General features: G+C 42.4%; 20 protein-coding genes and 2 pseudogenes. 12 read left to right on the top strand and 10 right to left on the bottom strand.

Translation table 11 applies throughout. From position 1 onward, the window contains the following. Positions 1-153: 153 nt before the first annotated feature. On the bottom strand, positions 154-1,065 hold the full coding sequence (locus FK178_RS10170) for a NifU family protein (RefSeq protein WP_146834430.1): 912 nt from the start codon (positions 1,063-1,065) through the stop codon (positions 154-156). Positions 1,066-1,218: 153 nt separating this feature from the next. On the opposite strand from FK178_RS10170, the gene FK178_RS10165 reads away from it, so the two are divergent. After that, positions 1,219-2,232, top strand: a complete 1,014-nt coding sequence (locus FK178_RS10165; RefSeq protein WP_146834427.1) for a PorP/SprF family type IX secretion system membrane protein — start codon at positions 1,219-1,221, stop codon at positions 2,230-2,232. On the opposite strand, the gene murI is transcribed toward FK178_RS10165, so the two are convergent. The 8 genes and pseudogenes from murI to FK178_RS10125 form a co-directional block, all read right to left on the bottom strand. After that, positions 2,217-3,008 carry a glutamate racemase gene (gene murI / locus FK178_RS10160; protein ID WP_146834424.1) on the bottom strand — a complete coding sequence of 264 codons (792 nt, stop codon included), beginning with the start codon at positions 3,006-3,008 and terminating at the stop codon, positions 2,217-2,219. The two genes, FK178_RS10165 and murI, sit on opposite strands and share 16 nt — an antisense overlap. A 66-nt stretch (positions 3,009-3,074) precedes the next feature. Then, positions 3,075-3,584, bottom strand: a complete 510-nt coding sequence (locus FK178_RS10155) for an OmpH family outer membrane protein (protein WP_146834421.1) — start codon at positions 3,582-3,584, stop codon at positions 3,075-3,077. A gap of 59 nt (positions 3,585-3,643) precedes the next feature. Further along, entirely contained in the window at positions 3,644-4,450 is an 807-nt protein-coding gene (locus FK178_RS10150) for an OmpH family outer membrane protein (protein ID WP_146834418.1), read from the bottom strand. A gap of 30 nt (positions 4,451-4,480) precedes the next feature. Beyond that, the gene (bamA, locus tag FK178_RS10145; RefSeq protein ID WP_146834415.1) at positions 4,481-7,117 is read right to left on the bottom strand and encodes an outer membrane protein assembly factor BamA; all 2,637 of its coding nucleotides are present in this window, start codon (positions 7,115-7,117) and stop codon (positions 4,481-4,483) included. Positions 7,118-7,124: 7 nt separating this feature from the next. Next, positions 7,125-7,862 (bottom strand): isoprenyl transferase, encoded by a 738-nt coding sequence (locus tag FK178_RS10140; RefSeq protein ID WP_146834410.1) that lies wholly within the window; start codon positions 7,860-7,862, stop codon positions 7,125-7,127. 6 nt (positions 7,863-7,868) lie between these two features. Then, positions 7,869-8,515: pseudogene (gene porG, locus FK178_RS10135) on the bottom strand (type IX secretion system protein PorG). Between the two features lie 160 nt (positions 8,516-8,675). Beyond that, on the bottom strand, positions 8,676-9,560 hold the full coding sequence (locus FK178_RS10130) for an NAD kinase (protein ID WP_146834407.1): 885 nt from the start codon (positions 9,558-9,560) through the stop codon (positions 8,676-8,678). A 3-nt stretch (positions 9,561-9,563) separates the two neighbouring features. Further along, positions 9,564-10,220, bottom strand: a complete 657-nt coding sequence (locus FK178_RS10125) for a CBS domain-containing protein (protein WP_146834404.1) — start codon at positions 10,218-10,220, stop codon at positions 9,564-9,566. 91 nt (positions 10,221-10,311) lie between these two features. Here FK178_RS10125 and FK178_RS10120 point away from each other — a divergent pair, with 91 nt between their 5' ends. The 8 genes from FK178_RS10120 (at position 10,312) to clpX (ending at position 18,729) form a co-directional block, all read left to right on the top strand. Beyond that, positions 10,312-11,025: a pyridoxine 5'-phosphate synthase gene (locus tag FK178_RS10120; RefSeq protein WP_146834401.1), complete on the top strand. Its 714-nt coding sequence runs from the start codon at positions 10,312-10,314 to the stop codon at positions 11,023-11,025. Further along, on the top strand, positions 11,025-11,786 hold the full coding sequence (locus FK178_RS10115) for an alpha/beta fold hydrolase (RefSeq protein ID WP_146834398.1): 762 nt from the start codon (positions 11,025-11,027) through the stop codon (positions 11,784-11,786). The genes FK178_RS10120 and FK178_RS10115 overlap by 1 nt, the downstream gene beginning before the upstream one ends. Positions 11,787-11,905: 119 nt before the next feature. Continuing rightward, complete coding sequence (locus FK178_RS10110; protein WP_146834395.1) at positions 11,906-13,156, top strand: OmpP1/FadL family transporter; 1,251 nt, start codon at positions 11,906-11,908, stop codon at positions 13,154-13,156. Between the two features lie 15 nt (positions 13,157-13,171). Next, positions 13,172-14,734 carry an SGNH/GDSL hydrolase family protein gene (locus FK178_RS10105; RefSeq protein WP_146834392.1) on the top strand — a complete coding sequence of 521 codons (1,563 nt, stop codon included), beginning with the start codon at positions 13,172-13,174 and terminating at the stop codon, positions 14,732-14,734. 84 nt (positions 14,735-14,818) lie between these two features. Beyond that, a complete protein-coding gene (locus FK178_RS10100; RefSeq protein ID WP_146834389.1) occupies positions 14,819-15,160 on the top strand; it encodes a phage holin family protein in 342 nt (113 codons plus the stop codon). Positions 15,161-15,246: 86 nt separating this feature from the next. After that, the gene (gene tig, locus FK178_RS10095) at positions 15,247-16,569 is read left to right on the top strand and encodes a trigger factor (protein WP_146834386.1); all 1,323 of its coding nucleotides are present in this window, start codon (positions 15,247-15,249) and stop codon (positions 16,567-16,569) included. An 85-nt stretch (positions 16,570-16,654) separates the two neighbouring features. Then, a complete protein-coding gene (clpP, locus tag FK178_RS10090; protein WP_146834383.1) occupies positions 16,655-17,329 on the top strand; it encodes an ATP-dependent Clp endopeptidase proteolytic subunit ClpP in 675 nt (224 codons plus the stop codon). A gap of 167 nt (positions 17,330-17,496) precedes the next feature. After that, positions 17,497-18,729, top strand: coding sequence for an ATP-dependent Clp protease ATP-binding subunit ClpX (gene clpX, locus FK178_RS10085; protein WP_146834380.1), 1,233 nt, complete (start codon positions 17,497-17,499; stop codon positions 18,727-18,729). Between the two features lie 178 nt (positions 18,730-18,907). Here the strand turns inward: clpX and katG are convergent. Further along, positions 18,908-21,162 (bottom strand): annotated as a pseudogene (katG, locus tag FK178_RS10080) (catalase/peroxidase HPI). A 266-nt stretch (positions 21,163-21,428) separates the two neighbouring features. Between katG and FK178_RS10075 the strand changes: the two are divergent. The 3 genes from FK178_RS10075 (at position 21,429) to FK178_RS10065 (ending at position 23,225) form a co-directional block, all read left to right on the top strand. Beyond that, the gene (locus FK178_RS10075) at positions 21,429-22,163 is read left to right on the top strand and encodes a hypothetical protein (protein ID WP_146834377.1); all 735 of its coding nucleotides are present in this window, start codon (positions 21,429-21,431) and stop codon (positions 22,161-22,163) included. A 139-nt stretch (positions 22,164-22,302) separates the two neighbouring features. Beyond that, positions 22,303-22,929, top strand: coding sequence for a hypothetical protein (locus FK178_RS10070; protein WP_146834374.1), 627 nt, complete (start codon positions 22,303-22,305; stop codon positions 22,927-22,929). Next, on the top strand, positions 22,926-23,225 hold the full coding sequence (locus FK178_RS10065; protein ID WP_146834371.1) for a winged helix-turn-helix domain-containing protein: 300 nt from the start codon (positions 22,926-22,928) through the stop codon (positions 23,223-23,225). The genes FK178_RS10070 and FK178_RS10065 overlap by 4 nt, the downstream gene beginning before the upstream one ends. Positions 23,226-23,256 lie beyond the last annotated feature (31 nt).

The raw sequence follows: 23,256 nt of genomic DNA, 5'->3' as shown, positions 1-23,256 counted from the left end.
TGTCCTTTGTCCTCTGCCCTCGATCCTATGTCCTCCCACTGTTTTCCAGGTTCTAAAAGCGAAGCCGTCCTGATTCTTTTCCCACACCGGAGATATAAAAAACCCGATCGTCCACAGGGGCGCTCGGGTTTTTAGAGTGCTTTAGTTAAGAGTTTATCCGTTCACAGCTTCCACATAATCCACTTTGCCTTCCAGCATATCACGCATCATAGTCTCGATCCCGTTTTTTAGGGTAGCCGTAGAAGAAGGACAACCGCTACAGGCTCCCTGCAGGATCACTTTTACGGTTTTGGTTTCAGGGTTATAGGAATCAAAAACAATATTTCCCCCGTCACTGGCAACTGCAGGCTTAATATATTCATCCAGGATTTCTACCACCTGTTGAGAGACTTCGTCCAGATCCTGCGGGGCAACAGCCGCGGCTTTTACCTCTGCTTCCTGTTTTTGTTTAAAACTTTCATTGTTCAACACTTCATGCCCTTCCTGCAGGTAGTTCCTGATAAATTCCCGAAGCTCCAGGGTAATGTCATTCCAATCGGCCATATCATACTTATGGATCGAGATATAATTCTCATCCATAAATACTTCCTTTACAAAAGGAAAATGGAATAATTGTTTCGCCAGGGGAGCATCTGCGGTGGCATCAATATTCTTAAACTCCGCCCCGGAGATCACCAGCTTCTTGTTGGCAACAAATTTCATAACCCCGGGGTTAGGTGTGGTTTCAGCGTATACGGTAACCGGTACCAGTTTTGAAGAAGGCGTTTCATCTGTTTTTATAATGGTGGCGCCAGAATTAAGGTAGGTCCTTAATTGCTCGGCCACTTCTTCCTGTACATCTTCCCATTCAATGATGTTGTATTTTTCAATAGCAATAAAATTTTGGGCGATAAATACCGTTTTAACAAACGGCAGATGAAAGAGTTGCTGGGCCAGCGGCGATCTCGCAGCTTCTTCAATGTTCTTGAATTCGAAACTTTCATGCCTTGTGAGGAATTGATTGGTTTCAAATTTTACTATTGAAGTGTTTGTTGTGGGTTGTATATTTATATTAAAGGTGCTCATACGAATAGATTTTTTGCAAAATTACTAAAAGAAACTAGTGTAATCTATATATTTACAGGGATATTGTGGTAGTATTCAATGGATTTCCTTCGCTCGTCTTCATTGGGGCTTTTTAAACTTCATTTCTGCCTTTATAATTTGAAAAGTTTTTTAATGAATTTATTTCTACGTGGTCTGCTTCTTTTTATAGTGTTGGGTTCATTTACCCGGGGCCGTGCACAGGAAGTTATACCAACTTATTCCGATTATCTCACTGATAATCTTTATTTGCTGCACCCTTCCATGGCAGGGGCGTCCAATATGAATAAGATACGGCTCACCGCAAGGCAACAGTGGTTTGACGTGAAGGATGCGCCCTCCTTACAAACCCTTAGCATTCATGCGAGAACAGGGGAGAGGATAGGCCTGGGCGGGATTGTATTTAATGACCAGAACGGAAATTACTCCACCCGCGGTGCCTATGCCACCTTCGCGTATCACCTGTTGTTTTCCCGAAGTGAACTGGACCTCAATCAACTGTCATTTGGAATAAGCGGGGGATTGATCCAGCATAGTCTTGACCAAAGCGGATTCACGGGTTTTGATCCCCTGATTGGCGGGGGAAATCCGGCCGATATCTACGCCAATGCCGATGTGGGAATTTCCTATTATTACCTGGATTTCTTTACCCACGCAACCGCCAAAAACATCCTCTCTGTGAAACGGGATTTGTTTTATTCAGATGCGGTGCCCAGCAACCAGCGTAAATATCTATTTTCAACAGGATATGTGATCAATCCGCGGAACAGCAGGTGGAGCTATGAGCCCTCGGTGCTTTTCCAATGGCGGGAAGCAACCGCCGAGAGAACCGTAGATGCCAATTTGAAGTTCTACCGAAGCCTGGAGATGGGGGCACTCTTTGGCGGGCTTTCATTTAGAACAAGTTTTGAGGGAGCGGAATATACTACCGAGGGGAATGAGGTTAAAAGTCAGCGATTACAATATCTTACCCCTTTCCTGGGAATGGAATACAAGAGGTTTCTCTTTGCCTATACCTTTACCCATCAATTAAACTCCATGGTGCTTAGTAATTCCGGCTTTCACCAGATCACCCTGGGATATAATTTTGGGGAGAACAGGGCGCGTTATGATTGCGAATGCCCTGCCATCAATCAAAATTCCAGATAGGAAACCTCATAATTATTTAGGGCAGCATTGGTAAGCAATCCCAGGACTTTGGGATCTACATTGCTGAAGAGTTTGTGCCCCGGCCCTTTATCGCCTTGATTTTGCAGGTGGTTCTCCTCGAGTACTTTTTTGGTTTGCCTTGCAACCGCCTCCCCCGAATCTATTATGGTAACATCTGGAGGGAAGATCTTTTTTAACACAGGCATAAGGTAAGGGTAGTGGCTGCAGCCCAGCACGAGATAATCAATATGTGCCTCCAGCATAGGTTTAAGAAGCTGTCGCAGCAATATTTCCATTTCAAAGGTATTGTGCTCCCCTCTCTCAATAAGGCGCACCAGGCCTTGCCCAACCACTTCCACGATCTTGATGTCCCTGGAGTATAGCTCTGATGTTTGATGGAATAGTTTGCTGGAAAGAGTTCCTTTGGTTGCCAGGATCCCTATTACTTTGGTCTGGGATTTTAACGCAGCGGGTTTAAGGGCAGGTTCAATTCCTATAAAGGGAAGGTGGTAATTGGCACGTAGATATTCAATAGCATTGGTAGTGGCCGTATTACAGGCAACCACTATTAATTTACAACCCATTTCCAGGAGCTTGTCTGTATTCTTTTTGCTAAGGGCAATGATCTCTTCTACCGGTCGCTCCCCGTAGGGGGCATTTTTGCTGTCGGCCAGGTAAATGGTCTTTTCATTGGGCAGTAGCTGGATCACTTCTTTCCATATTGAAGTGCCACCCACTCCTGAATCAAAAAAACCTATGGGTGCCTCATTGCTCATAGGTACAAATGTAAAAACTGCGCCCGTATGGAGCGCAGTTTTATAAATTTTATTTGGAGAAAAAGATTAGATTCCTAATTCTTTCTTCACATCTGGCATAAGGTTATAACCATCGGCCATGATAACTCCACTTCCGTTTGAAGAGTCAAGAACATAATCATATCCTTTAGCTCTTGCTACTTTTTGAATAGTAGTACGGGCTTTTTCATATACCGGCTTTAAAAGATCAAGTTCTTTCTTTTGAAGATCCTGTTGTGCATTTTGACCATGCTCCTGGATCCTTCTTTGAGTACTTTGAAGTTCCATCGCTCTTTTTTGGTTCTCTTCTTCAGTTTTTGTTGCTGCTTCAGATTCGTAACGCTGCATTGTTTTTTGAGCTTCGGTATACATATCCTTTATTTCAGTATCATATGTTTTTTGAAGTTTCTCAAGTTGCGTCATAGCATCTTTAAATGCAGGCATTCCTTCTACTAATTCCTGTGAGGCAATGTGTGCGATCTTGGATTGAGCATTTGTAAAAGCGGTTGCACCAACTGTTAAGGCTACTGCTAAAATAAATGTTTTGAATTGTTTCATTTTAATAATTGTATTAAGGGTTTAGTGTTAATTTTTAATGTTTCTGCTTTATTGGGGTATTAATTATTTCCTGTCTTCTGTTTACGTGCATTCTCTATACTGTCTTTCTTTCGCTGGCGTTCTTCCAGGATCTTGGCGCGGCGCTCCTCAAATTCCTTTTGTTTTGCCGCGCGCAGGGAATCTCTTTCCTTTTTGCGCTCTTCTATTAAGGCTTCTCTTTCATTCTTAACAGCCTCTGCCGCCTGCTGCCTTTCATTCACCACAGCATCCTGTTCTACCGTGCGGTTCTCTTCCCTGTCAAATTCACTTATCTCTGCCTTGGAAGTTAATTGCTCCCTTCCTGCAGCCCTGGTGATCATTCTCAAAACCTGGTCACTTATATTATGTCTTTCTGCTGAAAAAACCAATCCAACATTAGACGTTCTGTCAAAGATGAAATCATAGTTTCTTTGTTCTCCTATTTCCTGAAGCGCATTAAAAACCTGATCTTGTATTGGCTGTATCAGTCGTTTCTTCTGAAGGATGAAATCACCATTCGTGCCAAAACGTTTTTGTTGATACTCTGCGATCTTTGAAACTTCAAATTCTATGTTGGCTTCCCTTTCCTCTATTAATTCCTTTGTAAGCAAAGGCCTTTCCTGTTCAAGGGAGATCCTGAGACTTTCTATTTTCTTTTGATCTGTTTCCAATTCATTTTTCCACTGCAATACCCTTTGATCGAGTTGAGCCGAAGCTTCCTGATATTCGGGGACATTTGCGAGAATGTATTCCATATCAATGTAGGCAATCCTGTTAGGCTTTTGGGCCTGAACCTGTGATGCAACACCTCCAAAAATTATTGCAAGAATAAGAAATTGGCGTTTCATATTTTTGATATTAGAAATAATCGTGCCAAATTAAAACTGCTGCCCGATTATAAAGTGAGTTTCCCATCCATTAGGTCCAACACTTCCCGGAACTGGGTCAAACCCATATCCAAAATCGATACCAAGCAATCCAAACTGCGGCATGAAAATTCGCAATCCGGCACCGGCGGACCTGTTTAATTGAAACGGATTAAAGTCTCTAAAATTGTCATAAGAGGCTCCACCTTCCATAAATGCCAATGCATAAATAGAGGCCATAGGTTTCAAGGTAATAGGGAACCTTAATTCCAGTGAGTATTTGTTATAGATCACCGCACCATCCTGGTTGGTCTCACGGCTTATACTGGTTCTGTCCAATGGCACTACAGATTGGTTTGGATACCCCCTAAGCGCTACGGTTTCCCTGCCGTCCAGACTAAATGCTCCAAGCCCGTCTCCTCCAAGGAAGAATCTTTCAAAAGGTGGAATTCCACGCTCATTGTTATAGGCTCCAAGGAAACCAAGTTCAACACTTGGCCTAAGAACCAAATTGCTGTTGCCGCCAAAGTTCTTAAGGGTTGTAAACCAGGATCCTTTAAATTTCACTTTATAGAATTCCAGCCACTTGAATTTTTCCTGGTCAATTTTACCCTGATCGCCAATTGGCTCTTCTCCCGGTCTTAACCTGAAGCCCTGGGCGTTTATAAGATTACCGTTCGCATCTTCTCTCTGGAATTCCCTTTGCTGGTCAAGATTTGGATAATCTACCCCGTTCCATAAGGAATAAGGAGGAGTGAACTTGGCAGTAATTGCAAATTCAGATCCATAAGTTGGGAATATTGGGTTAATACCCCGGCTGTCCCGGCTTAATCCCAATGTATAGGTTAAGTTGTTTGAATAACCGTCAGGGAAGGTGAAAAGTCCCGTCTGGTAGTTGTTAAGGTCATATCTCTGGAAACCAACTGCCTGTGAAAGTGTAAAATAATCATCTGGCCATCTAAGTCTTTTTGCAAGACCTACATTTACACCAAGGATATCAAAACTTCTGGACCTGTCTGCCCTTCTCCTTATTTGATCAAAGAAAAATTGACGGGTGTAAGAAAAGGAGGTAGATAAACTTACCCGTCTCTTACCACCTAACCATGGTTCTATAAAAGATAAACTGTAAGTTTGGTAGAAAATACTGGCCTGGGCTCTTAATGAAAGCGTTTGGCCGTCACCCATTGGTAATGGTTTATAAGCTTCTTTATCAAAGATCCCGGAAAGGGAAAAGTTGTTAAAAGATAAACCAAGGGTTCCAATGAAACCACCGCCGCCATAACCACCCTGTAATTCAATCTGGCTGGCACCCGCTTCCACAACAGAATATTGCATATCCAGTGTACCGCTGTTAGGGTCAACATTCTGGAAATCGGGGCTTATTTGTTCAGCGTCAAAGAAACCTAATTGTCCAAGTTCCCTAAGGGTTCTTATAACGTTTTGCTGGCTGTATTTCTGGCCCGGCTGGGTTCTTAGTTCCCTGTAAATTACGTGGTCTTTGGTCTTGTCATTTCCTACTACGCTTATGTTGTTAAAGTAGGCTTCTTTTCCTTCAATGATCCTTATTTCAAAGTCTATAGTATCATTGTAAACACGGGTTTCTACAGGATTGATCTGGGAGAAAAGGTACCCGTTATTCTTGTATAGGTTGGAAAGGTCCTGCGCATCTGGATTCCCTGGATCTGCAATCCTTTCTTTAAGAAGTACACCGTTGTAAACATCTCCTTTAGAGATTCCCAAGGCCATTGAAAGCATTTGGTCTGTATAAACAGTGTTTCCTATAAAATCGATATTTCCAATATAGTGTTTGCGGCCTTCTTCCAGTTTTATTTGAAGTGCAATTGTTTCAGCGTCTTTTCTTATAAGGGTATCTGAAACTATACGCGCATCCCTGTAACCTTTTTCCTTGTACTTGTTTATGATCTTTTCCTTATCGGCTTCATATTCATCGGCAATAAATTTAGAGCGCTTCCATACCCTGAAAAAATTCTTTTCCTTGGTTTTGGACATGGCCCTTCGCAGTCTCGCATCGCTGAACATTTCATTACCTGTAAAGGCAATTTCTGAGATCTTTACTTTTTCCCCCTGGTCCACATTTACCACCATGTTCACCTTGTTGATCCCCGTGGTATCTTCAACGGGAATGGTGTTTATGGCTACTTTTGAATTGAAGAAGCCGTCTTTGCGGTACTTGTTCTCAATGTAGTTTTTAGTAGTTGTAATAAGGTTTTCTGTAACCTTTACCCCCGGGGTTAGATTATTTTCCTTGATAAGCTCTTCGCGGGCACTTTTCTTTTTTACTCCCTGAAGGCGAATTTCAGCAAGTTCGGGAACTTCGGTGATCTCCAGTTCAAGGTCTGCCACATCACCTTCCACATTGGTGATGTAAAAATTGATATCGCTAAAAAGGTTGAGATCCCACAGCTTTTTAAGTACTTTACTTAGCCGGTCTCCGGGTATAAATATTTCTTCTCCCGGTTTAAGGCCTGTAAAGGCGACTACGGTTTGCTCATTGTAGCTAACCATTCCGGTAACTTCAATTTTTCCTATCGTATATTTTTTGCCCTGTCCAAGTGGAAGATCCTGTGCCTGAAATGAGAGGGTATATAAAAAACAAAAGGCCAGAAGGCTGAGTATTCTTTTTGACATGCGGGTATTAACTAATCTGTTCACTGGTTTTTCCAAATCTTCGTTCTCTGGTTTGATAATTATAAATGGCCTCGTACAGATCTTCCCGTCGAAAATCCGGCCATAATATTGGTGTAAAATACAATTCAGCGTAGGCTATTTGCCACAATAAAAAATTACTAATGCGTTGTTCCCCACTGGTGCGAATCACCAGATCTACGTCTGGTAAATTTTGGGTGTAAAGATGCTGATTTATAATTGATTCATCAATAGCTTCCGGGGAAATTTCGTTATTTTTTACTTTTTCACTTATATCCCGAACCATATGCATCAATTCTTCACGGGAGCCGTAACTAAGGGCCAGGGTAAGGGTCATTCTCTGGTTTGCTTCGGTTTTGGTCATTACTTCCTGCAGCTCTTTTTGGGCTTTTTTAGGGAGACTGTCAAGATTGCCAATTGCCTTTAGACGTATGTTGTTTTCCATCAAGGTTTTGATCTCCTTTTTAAGAGAGGAAACCAAAAGGCGCATTAACGTATCAACTTCCCGTTTTGGACGGTTCCAGTTTTCAGTAGAAAAAGCGTAAAGGGTAAGGAATTTAATACCAAGTTCAGCACTGCCCTCAACTACATCCCGTACGGCTTTGGTGCCTTCTTCATGTCCAAAAGCTCTCAGGAAGCCTTTCTGTTTAGCCCAGCGCCCATTTCCATCCATGATGATGGAGATATGTTTGGGGAGGTTTTTAAGGTTTAATTTTTCTTTGAACATGGTTTTTTAAAAATGACTGTAACAAGGTTTTCTTCCAAATGTAAACGTAAGACTTACTCCTGAAAAAACATACCAATCTGATGTATTTACATTCCCGAATTCCCGGGGCGGGTCCCTGCGGCCCAAAAGTTCCTGCGGATTGCTCCCGTCCATATTATCTGTAAACGTGTAACGCGCCCCTATTTCTATGGCGCCTATAATGCGCTGGCTAAGGGTTTGCTTAAAACCAAAGACCATGGGAATGGAGAACTCCCAGTTGTCCCCCTGCGGCTCTAAAGTCCCGCGGGCAGGCCTGTCGGCACTCAGGTAATGGTGCCGGGAATTGAAATAGGTGATCCCGGTGTATAGGTATGGTGTGCTTTGCTGGTCAGGTTCTGAAAGGTCAAATTCGTAAAAATTGAATTCCAGGCCAAGTGAGGCTTCCGCAACATGATTATTAAATGAATAGCCGCGTTGTTTCCGCATTATCTGGGTAGATTTTGCGTCATCGGCACTAATTTCTGCATACAACAGGCTAAGCCTGAAACTGTGCCGTGGGCTACGGTTCCATTTCGAAATACCCCCACAACCAGGCCGTTTGGATTTATGTATGTAGTGTTTCCCACGTCTCCTATGTAATTTGCACCTCCTATAAAGGGTCCTACTTCAAACATTTGTGCAATGGCGGCTTTGGAGCAGGCAAACAATAAAATTACTAAAATCAGGTGCCTCATAGATTTTCAAAAGTTTGCAAATATAACAATAATGTTTGCCCCACAATAATTTGAGCGGGTTTGTCTAAGCTTATAAACAAAAATTGCAGGGTTTTATTGTTTAATTTCTACGGTCCTCACCCCATAATAACTTTTTTCTCAGGGTTTGTAGAAAGCTGTCTTTATGTAACTCTACCATACTTATTTTAAAAGGGGCAGTTTTAATGGTTATTAGAGTGTCATTGCTTAAGGTTGCTATGCGGGAATCCATCGATACCAGGAAAAAATTCTCCCTTCCGGATACCTTTAATTTAATGGTTGTAGTATCTTGGATCACCAAAGGCCGGGCGTTGAGGTTGTGCGGGGCAATTGGGGTTATCACCAACGCATTGGTGGTAGGTACAATTACAGGCCCGCCACAGCTTAGGGAATAACCGGTAGATCCTGTAGGGGTAGAAATTATTAATCCATCTGCCCAATAAGATGTGAGGCACTGGTCATCGAGCCATGTTTCCACGGTGATCATGGAGGTGGTGTTCTTCCGGCTTACCGCTATTTCATTAAGGGCGAAATTATTTTCTCCAATTTCATCACTGCCGGGAGTGGTTTCAATGCGTAACACCGTTCTTGGCGATATACTGTACTCCTTTTTTAAAATAGAGGAGATGGTCGCCTCTATTTCTTCTTTTTGAATTGTGGCAAGAAAACCAAGTCTTCCGGTGTTAATACCCAAAATAGGGATATTAAGGTCCCGTATATAATTGATGGATTTAAGAATGGTCCCGTCTCCGCCAATGCTAAAGAACAGGTCATAAGATGAATCCAGTTCCTCAAAAGTGCTGAAATGGCTGTACTCTCTTTTTACTGTTTTGTTGAGCTGGATAAGACTAAGAAAATTCTTTTCTATGACCACGTTTATGTTTTCGCGGTCCAGAGCGGTTAGAAGTTCCTCGATATACCTTCCTGAATCTGCATGATAAAATTGCCCGTAGATCCCTACTTTCATTGATTATATGTTAAGGTATTTGTCAAGGTATTGAGAGCGGTCCTCCAGGTTTCGGTTATAGCTGTCTTCCTGATGTTCTGAAACCACTGTATAGCCATACCGCCGGAAGGTTTGCAGGATCTCATTAATGCCGGAAGTGTTTAATTTTATGGTGATTTGGGTAATGTCATTTTCTTTGGAAGAAATAAATACCCCCAACAGCGCTGCATTATGAGATTCTATGATCTGCCCTATTTCACTGAAGGAATAATCACGTGCCCCTTTTTCCAGTACTATAATCCCGCCGGACTCATTTAAAAAGGAAGTCTCGTTAAAGCAATTGAGGATATCGTTCAATTCCAGATATCCCAGGTATTTGTTCTCGTGAGACAAAACGGGAAGAAGGTTTGCCTGGTTAAGGGCAAAGGTTTGCAGGGTTTCAAGCCAATGGTCATCTTCCCTGGCAAAAAATCCTGAAAGGGTATATTGATACTGGGCAACAGTTTTTTCAGGTTCAAAACTGCGAATGTCATTCTCTGAGATACAGCCAAGGTATACCCCGTCATTCTCTATGGGAAGATGAGAATAGGTAAATTCATTAAAGATCTTTTGAAGATCGCCTATCTTATCTCCCAGGTGACAAATTTCAACCTCGTTAAGAATGTAACTTTCAATGCTCATTATTCCACCCCGTTTTTATGCAAATTAATTAAAATAAAATTCATTAAGGCCCCTTCATCTTTGTATTTTTGTTAATTCAAACCAAAATATAATGACTCACTTAAGTGTAAATATCAACAAAATTGCCACTTTAAGAAATGCCCGTGGCGGGAACGTGCCGGACCTTATAAAGGTAGCGAAAGATATTGAATCTTTTGGTGCCATGGGGATTACCGTTCATCCCCGGCCAGATGAAAGACACATACGGTATCAGGACGTTTTGGACCTGAAGCCGGTTGTAAAAACCGAATTCAATATTGAAGGCAATCCCGTACCCAAATTTATAGATCTGGTGCTTAAAGTAAAACCGGAGCAGGTAACCCTGGTACCGGATGCTGAAGATGCCATAACTTCAAATGCCGGGTGGGATACAATTAAACATAAAGGCTTTTTAAAAGAAGTGATCGCAGAATTTAACCGAAACGGCATTCGCACTTCCATTTTTTTGGATCCCGATGTTCGCCAGGTGGAACCTGCCTTTGAAACGGGAACCAAGCGTATTGAATTATATACCGAAGCCTATGCCCACCAGTACGCTCTTGGTAACAAAGATGCTGTAAAAGTGTATGCAGATTGTGCCCGGGAAGCCACAGCCCTGGGACTAGGTGTGAATGCCGGGCACGATCTTTCCCTGGACAACATTCGATATTTTAAAGAGCAGGTGCCGGGATTACTTGAGGTTTCTATAGGCCATGCATTAATTACCGAAGCATTGTATATGGGGCTCGAGGTCACCATTCAAAAATATTTAAAACTCTTGAAGTAATGGTAGAATTACATTCAGTAATACAGGGAGAGGGCCGCCCGTTTGTAATCCTGCACGGGTTCCTGGGAATGAGCGATAACTGGAAGACCCTGGGTAATAAATTTGCCGATGCGGGATTTGAAGTACATCTTCTGGACCAGCGTAACCACGGCCGCAGCCCGCATACAGATGAAATGAACTATGAAGCAATGGCGGGCGATGTGGTAAATTATTGCAAAACTCACAACCTGGAAGATATAATCCTGCTGGGACATTCAATGGGTGGGAAAGTTGCTATGCACGTGGCATCCACCAGTCCCGGGCTAATTCATAAGCTTATTGTGGTTGATATAAGCCCAAAATACTACCCCCCGCATCACGATGAGATCCTTGAGGGACTTACCGCTTTGGATAAGGAAACCTTTACATCCAGAGGAGAGGCGGAGGATTTTCTTGCAAAGTTTATTAAAAACGCCGGAGTTCGTTTGTTTCTTTTAAAGAATTTATACAGGAAAAAAGACAAACTTGTATTACGCTTAAATCTTCCGGTTCTTAAGGACAATATTGAAAGAGTAGGTGAGCCGCTCACAACGGGCTTTAAATATGAAGGGCCGGTGCTTTTCATTAAAGGTGGATCTTCCGGTTACATCACTGAAGAAGATGAACCGCTTATTAAACTGCACTTTCCTAAGGCTGAAATCCTTGCAATCTCCGGTGCAGGTCATTGGGTGCATGCCGAGAAAATGAATGAGTTTTACGACGGGGTTATGCAATTCATATAATTCCGTTAAAATTTACTATGTATGCATAATATTTCACGGGAAACCTTGTCAAATATGGATATTATGGTAAATTTGAGCATTCCATTTTTATTCTAAGCATCCAAAAAACCAAATCTGTTATGAGAAAAATTTTATTACTAACGTTAATGACGTTAGCAACTGCTGTGACCTATGCCGGGGGATATCGTGTGAGTTTACAGGGCCAGCGCGCATTGGCCATGGGACATACTGGGGTCGCGGTGGTAAACAGTGCCGAGCTGGGCTTTTTTAATCCATCGGGGCTGGTATATCTTGAAAACCGCCTGAATGTTAGCGCCGGGGTGAGCGCTGTATTTTCAGATGTGGTATATCAAAATGAACAGTTTGGTGACATCTCACGGGCAGATAGCCCTGTTGGGACGCCTTTTTACCTGTATGCTTCCTATAAAATGAATGACTGGTTAAGCCTTGGCTTAAGTGTATATACCCCATACGGGAGCACAGTAGTTTGGGAAGATGACTGGGTAGGTTCGCACCTGGTAAATAATATGGACCTTCAGGCAATATATATTCAACCTGTAGCTTCAATAAAACTTTCAGAATATTTCAGCATTGGAGGTGGTCCCATTTATGTTACCGGTGGGGTGAACTTTAACCGGAATCTAAACCGTACCCTTACAGATATTGACGGGAACCGCAGTAACGTTACAGTTGACGCGACCGGGGTAAGTGCCTGGGGATGGTCCGGAAGTATGATGTTTTCACCGTCTGATAAATTCAGGATTGGGTTCAATTATCGTTCAGAGATCATTCTGGAGGCAGAAGATGGTGATGCCACCTTTTCGAATGTGCCAAATTCTCCTTTAACACCATTTCAAAATACAACCTTTAACGCAGCTCTACCCCTGCCTGCCGAAGTGAGCGTAGGATTATCTTACCAGTTCCATGAGAAATGGCTTTTTGCCTTTGATATAAATCAAACCTTATGGAGTGTATATGATTCCCTGGACATTGATTTTGCAAACCCTGCCATCCCTGATTCTCAAAACGATAGAAATTATAAAGATGCTTCCATTTATAGATTTGGAATTCAATATGATGCCAGCTCTCTTTTTACGCTACGGGCGGGGTATTACTATGATGAATCCCCGGTGCAGGAAGGTTATTTTGCCCCCGAGACCCCGCGGAATGATTCCCAGGGGTTCACAGGAGGTCTTTCCCTGAACCTTAGCGATAAATTTGCAGTAGACGCTTCTTTTCTCTTCATACGTTTTGCTGAAACAAATGCATCCTATGATTATTATTTTGAGAATGGAGTCGCGGTGCCCTTTGGTGGAACCTACAAGTCAAGTGCTTTTGTTCCTGGCCTGGGAGTAACTTATAAATTATAAAACATACCATTTACGATGATAAAATATTTCAAATATTTACCGGTAATAGCGTTGGGGTTTCTGGCCTGTGAGCCGGAACTGCAAAATCCTATTGATGAATCCGGATATTACACGGCAGGTGGGGCCGATTTTTCAACCTATGTTGCACTAGGGAATTCATTAACCGCTGGGTATGCGGACGGGGCCCTTTATATAACAGGTCAGGAAAATTCATATCCCAACATTCTTGCCGGGCAATTTGCAAAAGTACAGCAGACAAACGCTTTCACCCAGCCATTAATGGCCGATAATGCCGGCGGGTTGCTGGCCGGGGGTAATCAAATAACCTCAAACCGCAGGGTTCTTGCTGTAGGTCCGGGTGGGAATCCATCACCCCGGGTGTATAGCGGGCAGGCCACTACAGAAATCTCAAATATTTTAAGTGGCCCATTTAACAATATGGGAACCCCCGGGGCCAAAAGTTACCACCTGGTAACCCCAGATTACGGAAATATTGCCGGGGTAGCCACGGGTACTGCCAATCCTTATTTTGTGAGGTTTGCATCATCTCCTTCCACTACAGTTCTTGCAGATGCACTGGCACAAAATCCAAGCTTTTTCACACTGTGGATAGGGAATAATGATGTTTTAGGCTATGCTACCAACGGGGGAGCAGGAACAGACCAAACCGGGAATCCGGACCCTTCCACTTATGGAACTAATGATATTACAGATCCTACAGTATTTGCAGGAGTATATTCCCAAATGGTAAATGCCCTTACCGCTACGGGTGCTGAAGGGGTATTGATCAATATTCCGGATGTAACTTCAGTACCGTATTTTACGACTATCCCCAATAATGCCCTTGTTCTGGATGCGGCTACCGCTGCAAATCTTACCGGATTTTTCCAGGCGGTTGCTGGAATATTTACCCAAGGATTGATTGCCCAGGGTGTTCCCGCGCCTCAGGCGCAGGCACTTGCTGCACAATATGCAATAAGTTTTAATGCGGGTCCCAACAGGTTTATTATTGATGTGCCCGTTACACAGGCCAATCCCCTTGGGTTTCGCCAGATGACACAAGAGGAATTGCTGGTACTTACCATAGACCAGACTGCCCTGGCACAGGGGTATGGATCTGTAGTCCTTTCCCCGGAAGTTATACAGGTATTGGGAATATTACAGCAGGGAGGCCAGCCTTCACAGGCACAGGCACAACTAGTACTTAATGCGGTAAGTGGTATAGATGATAAAGATGTTTTGGATAGTGAGGAATTGGAAAATATTGCCACCGCCACAGCCGCATATAATGAAACTATTGAGGCCCTGGCTAGTGCCAAAGGCCTGGTGTATATAGATGCAATGGAGTTGCTTAATCAACTCGCCAATGAAGGAATCCCCTATGATGCGGGAACACTTACCTCGACTTTTGTAACCGGCGGCGCATTTTCACTGGATGGGGTTCATCCCACTCCCAGGGGTTATGCCGCAGTAGCTAATGCTATTATTGAAGGAATTAACGCAACTTACGGTGCTACGGTGCCACAGGTAAACATTGGAAATTACGGTACAATTACCCTGAGCAATGATGTGCAGTAATAATTCCTTTTAAAAATGTTAAACGCCGGACCTGTCCGGCGTTTTTTTTGCATTTTTGTTTTCAACCTAACCAAAAAACATATTATGAGATTTATTATTAGATTACTCCTAACCGCCGTTGTGGTGGTTTTGCTTGCAAAATTTCTTCCCGGGGTTGCCGTGGCAAGTTACGGTACTGCCATAATTGTAGCTATTGTCCTTGCACTCTTAAATTTAATTGTTAAGCCTATCCTGGTATTGTTCACCTTGCCGGTTACCATTATAACTTTCGGGTTATTCTTACTGGTGATCAATGCGGTTATAATTCTCCTGGTAGATGCTTTTATTCCGGGCTTTAATGTAGACGGATTCTGGGTTGCACTTATTTTCAGCCTTTTGCTCTCAATTGTGCAATCGCTCCTGTTCTCAATTCTGCCGGAAGATTAGAACACAGCTGTAATTCAGCAATTTGAAACTTGGTGCACAAACAAAAAATATGTACTTTTGCACTCCAATTTTTATAACAAGTTAAGATGAATATTACCAGAGAGAATATTGATGATTTGAATGCGGTTGTGAAAGTAGATATCGCAAAAGAAGATTATAGTGGCAAAGTTGAAAAGATCCTTCAGGATTACCGTAAAAATGCCAATATTCCCGGATTTAGAAAAGGACATGTTCCAATGGGGATGGTAAAGAAACAATACGGAAAAGCTGTATTGGTAGATGAGGTGAACAAGTTGTTACAGGATGCACTTAATAAATATCTTACCGAAGAAAAACTGGACGTTCTTGGAAATCCACTGCCTAAGGAGCAGGAGAACTTTGACTGGGATTGTGAAAATTATACTTTTGAGTTTGAACTTGGGCTTTCACCACAATTTGAGGTAAGTCTTGACAATAAGAAACCCATAACTCATTATAAGATAGTTGCCGGGGAAGAAATGATAAATAACCAGATCACCCATATTCAAAAACAATACGGAAAACTGGTTACCAAAGAAGTTGCTGAAGAAGGAGATGTAGTTGCGGGAACTTTTATAAATGAAGCCGAAGGGATTGAGAGCAAGACTTCGCTTCCCCTTGAAAAATTAAAAGGTAAGAAGAACCTTGAGAAATTTTTAGGTGCAAAAGTTGGAGATACTATAAGCCTGAAAACAAAAGGGCTTTTTGAAGATGACCACCAGTTAATGGATTTTCTTCATGTTGAACACGATAAAGCCCATGGCCTTGATATACCTGTAGAGTTCACTATTAACGAGATAAACAAGCAGGAACTTGCCGAGCTTAACCAGGAATTGTTTGATAAGCTGTTTGGGAAAGATGAGGTAAAATCTTTAGACGAGCTTAAGGAAAAAATTAAGGAAGATGCAGCAAAGCAGTTCAAGCAGCAAAGTGACCAGCAATTGCTGAATGATGTGACCGAATCTTTGATCGAGAACAATAAATTTGACCTTCCAAAGAACTTTCTTCAAAAATGGATACGCACCGTAGGTGAAAAGCCATTGACTGAAGAGGAAGCAAAGGAAGAATATGAAAAGAGTGAGACCGGTCTTCGTTTTCAGCTTATTGAAGGAAAATTGATAAGAGAGAACAAACTGGAAGTTAAGTTTGAGGACCTTAAAAGTTTCGCAATGGACAGGATTCGTGAGCAAATGGCACAGTTTGGCCAGATGAACCCTTCAGATAAAGAACTGGAAGACATCGCTGCCAGGGTGCTTTCCAACCAGGAGGAAGTAAAGCGTTTATCTGAGCAGTTAATGAACGAAAAGTTGCTTAATTTCTACAAAGAGAATATCAAACTTGAAGAAAAAGAAGTGACTTATGAGGACTTTGTTAAAGAGATCTATAAGTAGACATTATAAAAATTAATACATATCTTTAAGGCGTTAAACCAATAGGGGTAACGCCTTATTTACTTAAATACAGAATAGAAACGCTATGGATTACGGGAAAGAATTCGAAAAATATGCCACCCAGCACAGGGGTATAAATAGCAATTATTATAATAAGATAATAAGCAGCATGAATCCGGTAGGCATGACCCCGAATATTATCGAGGAGCGCCAGATGAATGCAGTGGCCATGGATGTTTTTTCAAGGTTAATGATGGACAGGATCATTTTTCTTGGCACCCAGGTAAATGACCAAGTTGCAAATATAATCCAGGCGCAGCTGTTGTTCCTTGAAAGTACAGATTCTTCTAAAGATATCCAGATCTATATTAATTCTCCGGGTGGAGGTGTTTATGCAGGTTTGGGAATTTATGATACTATGCAGTTCATAAAACCCGATGTTTCCACGATTTGTACGGGAATGGCAGCCTCCATGGCAGCCGTGCTTTTATGCGCAGGTACCAAAGGAAAACGAAGCGGACTGCCACATTCCAGAGTAATGATACATCAGCCAATGGGCGGTGCCCAGGGACAGGCCAGTGATATAGAGATCACTGCAAGAGAGATCATAAGCCTTAAAAAGGAACTTTATGATATTATTGCAAAACATACCGGCCAGCCTTTTGAAAAAATAGAAGAAGACAGTGACAGGGATTTCTGGATGAAAGCAGATCGCGCCAAGGAATATGGCATGATCGATGAGGTTTTGACCAGGGATTAAATAGAATTTAAACACTTTCCCCGGGGCCTGACAGGTTATACTGAAAGGCCGAAAAGGGAATACGACTAAAATAGTACAGATTTTGAATCCTGTGGCTTGCTGATTTTTGAAAGTGAAAATGGCAACACGGGAGCAGGAGCATTAAGTTCCGGACAAAAAAAATGATTATGGCGAAAGATGATTTAGAATGTTCTTTTTGTGGAAGAAAAAAGCCGGAGACCAATTTATTAATTGCAGGCCTTGATGCGCATATATGCGATAAGTGTATAGAGCAGGCGCATGGAATTGTATTGGAAGAATCTAAACAGGGCGAAGCTAAGGAACTATCGGCAGATCTTATGCTTAGCAAACCTAAGGCAATCAAAGCTTTTTTAGACGAATATATTATAGGGCAGGAAGCTACCAAAAAGGTTATGAGCGTGGCGGTTTATAATCACTACAAGCGTTTGTTGCAACCTAAAAGCGAAGATGATATTGAGATACAGAAGAGCAATATCATAATGGTAGGGGAAACCGGTACCGGAAAAACCCTTATGGCCAAAACCATTTCGAAAATGCTAAATGTGCCTCTGGCAATAGTAGATGCTACGGTTTTGACTGAAGCTGGGTATGTAGGAGAGGATGTAGAGGGTATTTTGACCAAATTGCTGCAGGCGGCAGATTATAATGTTGAAAAAGCCCAGCACGGGATCGTATTTATAGATGAAATAGACAAAATTGCCCGCAAGAGCGACAATCCTTCCATTACCCGTGATGTTTCGGGAGAAGGTGTACAGCAGGCACTTTTAAAATTACTGGAAGGTACTACTGTGAATGTTCCGCCAAAAGGAGGAAGAAAGCATCCGGACCAGAAATTTATAGAAGTAGATACAGAGAATATTCTTTTTATAGCCGGTGGGGCATTTGACGGGATTGAAAGGAATATTAGCAAACGCCTGAATATGCAGGCTGTTGGTTTTAGCGCTTCTATTAGCGATGCCAAAGTTGAAAGAACCAATTTGCTGCAATATATTATCCCGAAAGATTTAAAAGATTACGGCCTTATCCCTGAGATCATAGGGCGTTTACCTGCGCTTACATATATGAATCCGCTGGACAGGCATACTCTGCGGGCTATTCTTACAGAACCTAAGAATGCGATTATCAAGCAATATCAAAAACTCTTTGAGATGGACGATATTGAGTTTGAGATCACAGAAGAGGCTTTGGATTATATTGTTACCCAGGCTATAGAATATAAGTTGGGGGCAAGGGGTCTGCGTTCTTTGTGTGAAGCCATACTTACAGATGCCATGTTTGAAATGCCTGAAGGCGATGTGAAAAAACTGGTGGTAGATAAGCAATATGCGGAGGACCAGTTAAACCATTCCACCCTTAGCAAACTGAAGGCTGTTTCTTAAAAATTACAATTGAAATTGAATTATAAAACCATCCGGAATTTCAGGATGGTTTTTTTTTGCTGAAAATTTAAAGGTTCTGCGGGTTTTGAAAATTTTATTAGGATCCTCGGAAGGATCCTCTGCAAAAAAAAAGGCGGGCTCGTTTCCGGCCCGCCTACTTTATTCTTTGCAGTTTTATTTAATTTTTAAGGTCAAAACGGTCAAGGTTCATCACCTTTACCCAAGCCTTCACGAAATCTTTCACAAACTTCTCCCTGGAGTCTTCCAAAGCATAGACTTCGGCCAGCGCCCTGAGTTCAGAATTTGACCCAAAGATGAGATCTACCCTGGTACCCGTCCATTTTTGCTCGCCCGTATGCCGGTCACTGCCCGCAAAAATATTCTGGGTATTTGTTTTTGCCTTCCAGGTAGTGCGCATATCCAAAAGGTTTACAAAGAAATCATTGGAGAGTTGCCCCGGACGATCTGTGAAAACTCCGTGTTTAGAGCCGTCCCAATTGGTGTCAAGCACCCGCATTCCTCCAATAAGCACGGTCATTTCCGGCGGAGTTAATGATAATAACTGCGCTTTGTCTACCAATCTTTCTTCAGCAGAAGCCTTAATATGATCCCTGTTTCTCGCATAATTTCTGAAACCGTCACCATTAGGCTCCAGCGGTTCAAATGCCTCGGCGTCTGTTTGTTCTTCCACAGCATCAGTGCGGCCGGGATTAAACGGAACTCCTATGTCAAATCCCGCGTCTTTGGCAGCTTTTTTTACAGCTACACAGCCTCCCAGCACAATAAGATCTGCCATTGAAACCTTTTTATTACCGGTTTGAGCACTGTTGAATTCCTCCTGGATCTCCTCCAGTTTCATGAGAACCGTCTGTAACTGTGGCGGATTGTTCACTTCCCAATGTCTTTGGGGTTCCAGGCGAATTCTGGCACCATTGGCCCCCCGCGCTTATCTGAATTTCTAAAAGTAGATGCAGAAGCCCAGGCGGTAGACACCAGTTGTGAGACTGTTAAGCCGGAATCAAGGATCATATCTTTAAGTCGCGCTACGTCCTTATCATCAACCAGGTCGTGGTCTACTTTTGGGATTGGGTCCTGCCAGATCAATTCTTCTGCAGGAACCTCAGGCCCAAGATATCTTGAAACCGGCCCCATGTCTCTATGCGTTAACTTATACCAGGCCCTGGAAAAAGCATCAGCAAACTCTTCCGGATTTTCATGGAAGCGTTTAGAGATCTTTAAATATTCAGGGTCTTCCCGTAGCGCGATATCTGTAGTAAGCATAAAGGGCGCATGTTTAATAGCCGGGTCATGAGCATCGGGAACTGTGCCTGCGCCTGCATTATTACTGGGTCTCCACTGGTAAGCGCCACCCGGCCCTTTATGGCATTCCCATTCAAAATTGAAAAGATTGTCAAAGAAACTGTTGCTCCATTTGGTAGGTGTTTGGGTCCATGCGCCTTCGATACCACTTGTTATAGTACTGCCTGCATTTCCTGTCCCAAATTTATTTTTCCAACCCAACCCCATTTCTTCTATAGAGGCCCCTGCAGGCTCAACACCCACATTCTCTACAGGATCTGCTGCCCCATGGGTTTTTCCAAAGGTATGGCCTCCCGCAATTAAGGCCACAGTTTCATAATCATTCATCGCCATACGGCCAAAAGTCTCCCTTATATCGTGTGCAGCTCCCAGAGGATCCGGATTTCCGTTGGGACCTTCAGGATTTACATATATAAGGCCCATATGGGATGCACCAAGGGGATTTTCTAAAGTGTCCCCGTGAGAGTAGCGTTCTTTGTTGGATACCCATTCTCCTTCAGAGCCCCAGTAAATATCTTCTTCGGGCTCCCAGATATCTTCCCGGCCACCACCAAATCCAAAAGGTTTTAATCCCATAGATTCCAGGGCCACATTTCCGGTTAATATCATAAGATCTGCCCAGGAGATCTTTCGGCCATATTTTTGTTTAATAGGCCACAGTAGAAGTCGGGCTTTGTCAAGGTTTGCATTATCTGGCCAACTGTTAAGAGGTGCGAATCGCTGGGAACCTGAACTGGCCCCTCCGCGGCCATCTCCTATACGGTATGTTCCCGCACTATGCCAGGCCATACGAATAAAAAGCGGGCCATAATGGCCATAATCTGCCGGCCACCAGTCCTGGGAGTCGGTCATTAGGTCATGAAGGTCTTTCTTGACTGCTGCCAGATCCAGACTTTTAAATGCTTCCGCATAATTAAAATCCTCTCCCATAGGGTCAGAAAGAGCAGAGTGTTGTCTTAATATGGTAAGATTAAGCATGTTGGGCCACCAGTCGCGGTTTGAGGTACCACTGCCGGCAGTTTTATCAAGAGCTCCGCCCATAAAAGGGCATCGGGTAGATTCGTTTACTTCCCAGACTTTGTGGTTACCTGAGGTGTTATGATCATTTTTCATTACTGGAAGGTTTTAATGGATTAATATTCTAAAAATACTATAATTTTTACTTATTGCTTTTTATCTGCCATATTAAATAACTATCGCTATTAGGCAAAAACTATTATAATCTCAATCTAACAGGGTAGGCTTCAGGATTAAAATTTCCTGTATTTATTATCCCATAGATTGAAAAGTGATTAGATGTTGGTTTTGGAAATTAGATTATATTAGAAGGAACCTAATTGCCCCATAATTAATCTCATTGCGGGCTTTAACCTATAATATTGGGAAAATTTAAAAGAAATGATGTTTTTACCTATCGCAGGTTAAGAAGGGCTATAGGTTACCTGGGGGTAAGCCTTCCGGTTATCCTGGTGATCTTATCAGTCTTCAGTTTTTTTAATACCGGGCTTCAACCTTCTGTAAGCCATTATTACTATACCAACTTACGGGAGATCTTTACAGGCACTCTGTGTGCTGTGGGGTTTTTCCTTATCAGGTATAAAGGCCATGGAAACCCCTCCTTCTGGAAGAATGATCAGGCGCTTACCAATATTGCCGGCATAATGGCCTTGGGAGTTGCACTTATTCCCGTGAACCCTGAATTGGATCAGGTAAAAGTTTATAGTCTTATTCCCTATAATTACGAGTGGCTGGGTTGGCTTCATTATGGTTTTGCAGCAATTCTCTTCGCGGTTTTTGCGATCCTTGCGATCAATGTGTTCACAATAGGCCAGAAACCTAATAAAAATATCCCCCTTAGCAGCCTGAACGAAAATAATATCTACAGGTTCTGCGGTATATCCATTATATTTTTAATAGTTATGGTGCCTGTAAGTGAATGGCGGGATTTGTTCAAATATTCCACCCTGGTTCTGGAGGCTTATGCACTGTTCGTGTTTGGGGTGGCCTGGTTGATCAAAGGCCGGGCGCTGGGAGATGAAGGTAAAATTGGCCAAAAACTGTACAGGGAAAATAATACGGAGGATACTGAAAAGGAGGAGCCTGAACCCAAATAAATTCCCGTGAAATTTCCGGGGAATATTAGATGGCTGTTATATGGTGCCGGAGGGAACTGCAAAAATTTCAATATTTTTTTGAAGTTATTTCTGAAACTTAAGAAATTTAGTTTAACTTTGAATCGCAAAGTACTTTTAAATGAAAAAAGAACAGGACTATTCCCGTGACCTTACAGAGATACGCTCTATGATGGAGCGCTCTACGAAATTCCTATCCCTATCGGGCATTTCCGGAATTATGGCAGGCATTTATGCATTGGTAGGAGCGTATGTAGCCTTTAGATTGTTTTATGTGGAGAATGGCTCTCTGATTAAAAACACTTTGGACGGGCAACAATTGACCAGGGAAGTAGAAAGCCTCATTCTTTTAGCCATGACGGTACTTGTTCTGGCAGTGGGGACGGCAATAGTATTTTCGCTTAAAAAATCAGGAAACCAGGGAGAAAAACTTTGGAATTCTTCTGCGAGGAGGTTGGTAATTAACATGGCTATACCACTAATTACCGGCGGAGTTTTTATTTTAATACTTATCTCTAAGGGTCTTTACGGTTTCCTCGCTCCGGCGAGCCTCATCTTTTATGGGCTGGCGCTTGTAAATGCAAGTAAATTTACCTTTGAAGAAATTAAATCCCTGGGTATTGTTCAAGTTATTTTAGGCTTATTGGCATTTTATTTTATAGAATTAGGTCTTTTACTTTGGGCAGTTGGCTTTGGATTAATGCACATAGTGTACGGTATTCTAATGCACCTGAAGTACGAAAAATGAAGAATTTCATTGATGATTTAAACAAGGCCTTTGAAAGCAGGGTTCGTTTAGGTATTATGGCTGCCCTGGCAGTAAATGATACGCTTGATTTTACGGCCCTCAAAGAATACCTTGATGTAACAGATGGCAACCTGGCAAGCCATATTAAGGCATTGGAAAAAGAAGAATATATTGGAGTTAATAAAACATTTATAGACCGAAAACCCAATACCCGGTATTTTATAACAAAACAGGGAAAAAAAGCATTTGAGGAGCATATTACAGCCCTGGAAAAATTAATTAAATCGCAAAAATAGGAGGGGTATTTTTTTTATATAAACACTTTGA

The sequence above is a fragment of the Antarcticibacterium arcticum genome, from assembly GCF_007993795.1.
Classification (GTDB): Bacteria; Bacteroidota; Bacteroidia; order Flavobacteriales; family Flavobacteriaceae; genus Gillisia; species Gillisia arctica.
This window is presented reverse-complemented; position numbering and strand designations above follow the sequence as displayed.

What these genes read in the sequence shown, in the direction of transcription:
- FK178_RS10170 (WP_146834430.1), bottom strand. Translation starts at nt 1,065, where the DNA reads ATGAGCACCTTTAATATAAATATACAACCCACAACAAACACTTCAATA.
- FK178_RS10165 (WP_146834427.1), top strand. Translation starts at nt 1,219, where the DNA reads ATGAATTTATTTCTACGTGGTCTGCTTCTTTTTATAGTGTTGGGTTCA.
- murI (WP_146834424.1), bottom strand. Translation starts at nt 3,008, where the DNA reads ATGAGCAATGAGGCACCCATAGGTTTTTTTGATTCAGGAGTGGGTGGC.
- FK178_RS10155 (WP_146834421.1), bottom strand. Translation starts at nt 3,584, where the DNA reads ATGAAACAATTCAAAACATTTATTTTAGCAGTAGCCTTAACAGTTGGT.
- FK178_RS10150 (WP_146834418.1), bottom strand. Translation starts at nt 4,450, where the DNA reads ATGAAACGCCAATTTCTTATTCTTGCAATAATTTTTGGAGGTGTTGCA.
- bamA (WP_146834415.1), bottom strand. Translation starts at nt 7,117, where the DNA reads ATGTCAAAAAGAATACTCAGCCTTCTGGCCTTTTGTTTTTTATATACC.
- FK178_RS10140 (WP_146834410.1), bottom strand. Translation starts at nt 7,862, where the DNA reads ATGTTCAAAGAAAAATTAAACCTTAAAAACCTCCCCAAACATATCTCC.
- FK178_RS10130 (WP_146834407.1), bottom strand. Translation starts at nt 9,560, where the DNA reads ATGAAAGTAGGGATCTACGGGCAATTTTATCATGCAGATTCAGGAAGG.
- FK178_RS10125 (WP_146834404.1), bottom strand. Translation starts at nt 10,220, where the DNA reads ATGAGCATTGAAAGTTACATTCTTAACGAGGTTGAAATTTGTCACCTG.
- FK178_RS10120 (WP_146834401.1), top strand. Translation starts at nt 10,312, where the DNA reads ATGACTCACTTAAGTGTAAATATCAACAAAATTGCCACTTTAAGAAAT.
- FK178_RS10115 (WP_146834398.1), top strand. Translation starts at nt 11,025, where the DNA reads ATGGTAGAATTACATTCAGTAATACAGGGAGAGGGCCGCCCGTTTGTA.
- FK178_RS10110 (WP_146834395.1), top strand. Translation starts at nt 11,906, where the DNA reads ATGAGAAAAATTTTATTACTAACGTTAATGACGTTAGCAACTGCTGTG.
- FK178_RS10105 (WP_146834392.1), top strand. Translation starts at nt 13,172, where the DNA reads ATGATAAAATATTTCAAATATTTACCGGTAATAGCGTTGGGGTTTCTG.
- FK178_RS10100 (WP_146834389.1), top strand. Translation starts at nt 14,819, where the DNA reads ATGAGATTTATTATTAGATTACTCCTAACCGCCGTTGTGGTGGTTTTG.
- tig (WP_146834386.1), top strand. Translation starts at nt 15,247, where the DNA reads ATGAATATTACCAGAGAGAATATTGATGATTTGAATGCGGTTGTGAAA.
- clpP (WP_146834383.1), top strand. Translation starts at nt 16,655, where the DNA reads ATGGATTACGGGAAAGAATTCGAAAAATATGCCACCCAGCACAGGGGT.
- clpX (WP_146834380.1), top strand. Translation starts at nt 17,497, where the DNA reads ATGGCGAAAGATGATTTAGAATGTTCTTTTTGTGGAAGAAAAAAGCCG.
- FK178_RS10070 (WP_146834374.1), top strand. Translation starts at nt 22,303, where the DNA reads ATGAAAAAAGAACAGGACTATTCCCGTGACCTTACAGAGATACGCTCT.
- FK178_RS10065 (WP_146834371.1), top strand. Translation starts at nt 22,926, where the DNA reads ATGAAGAATTTCATTGATGATTTAAACAAGGCCTTTGAAAGCAGGGTT.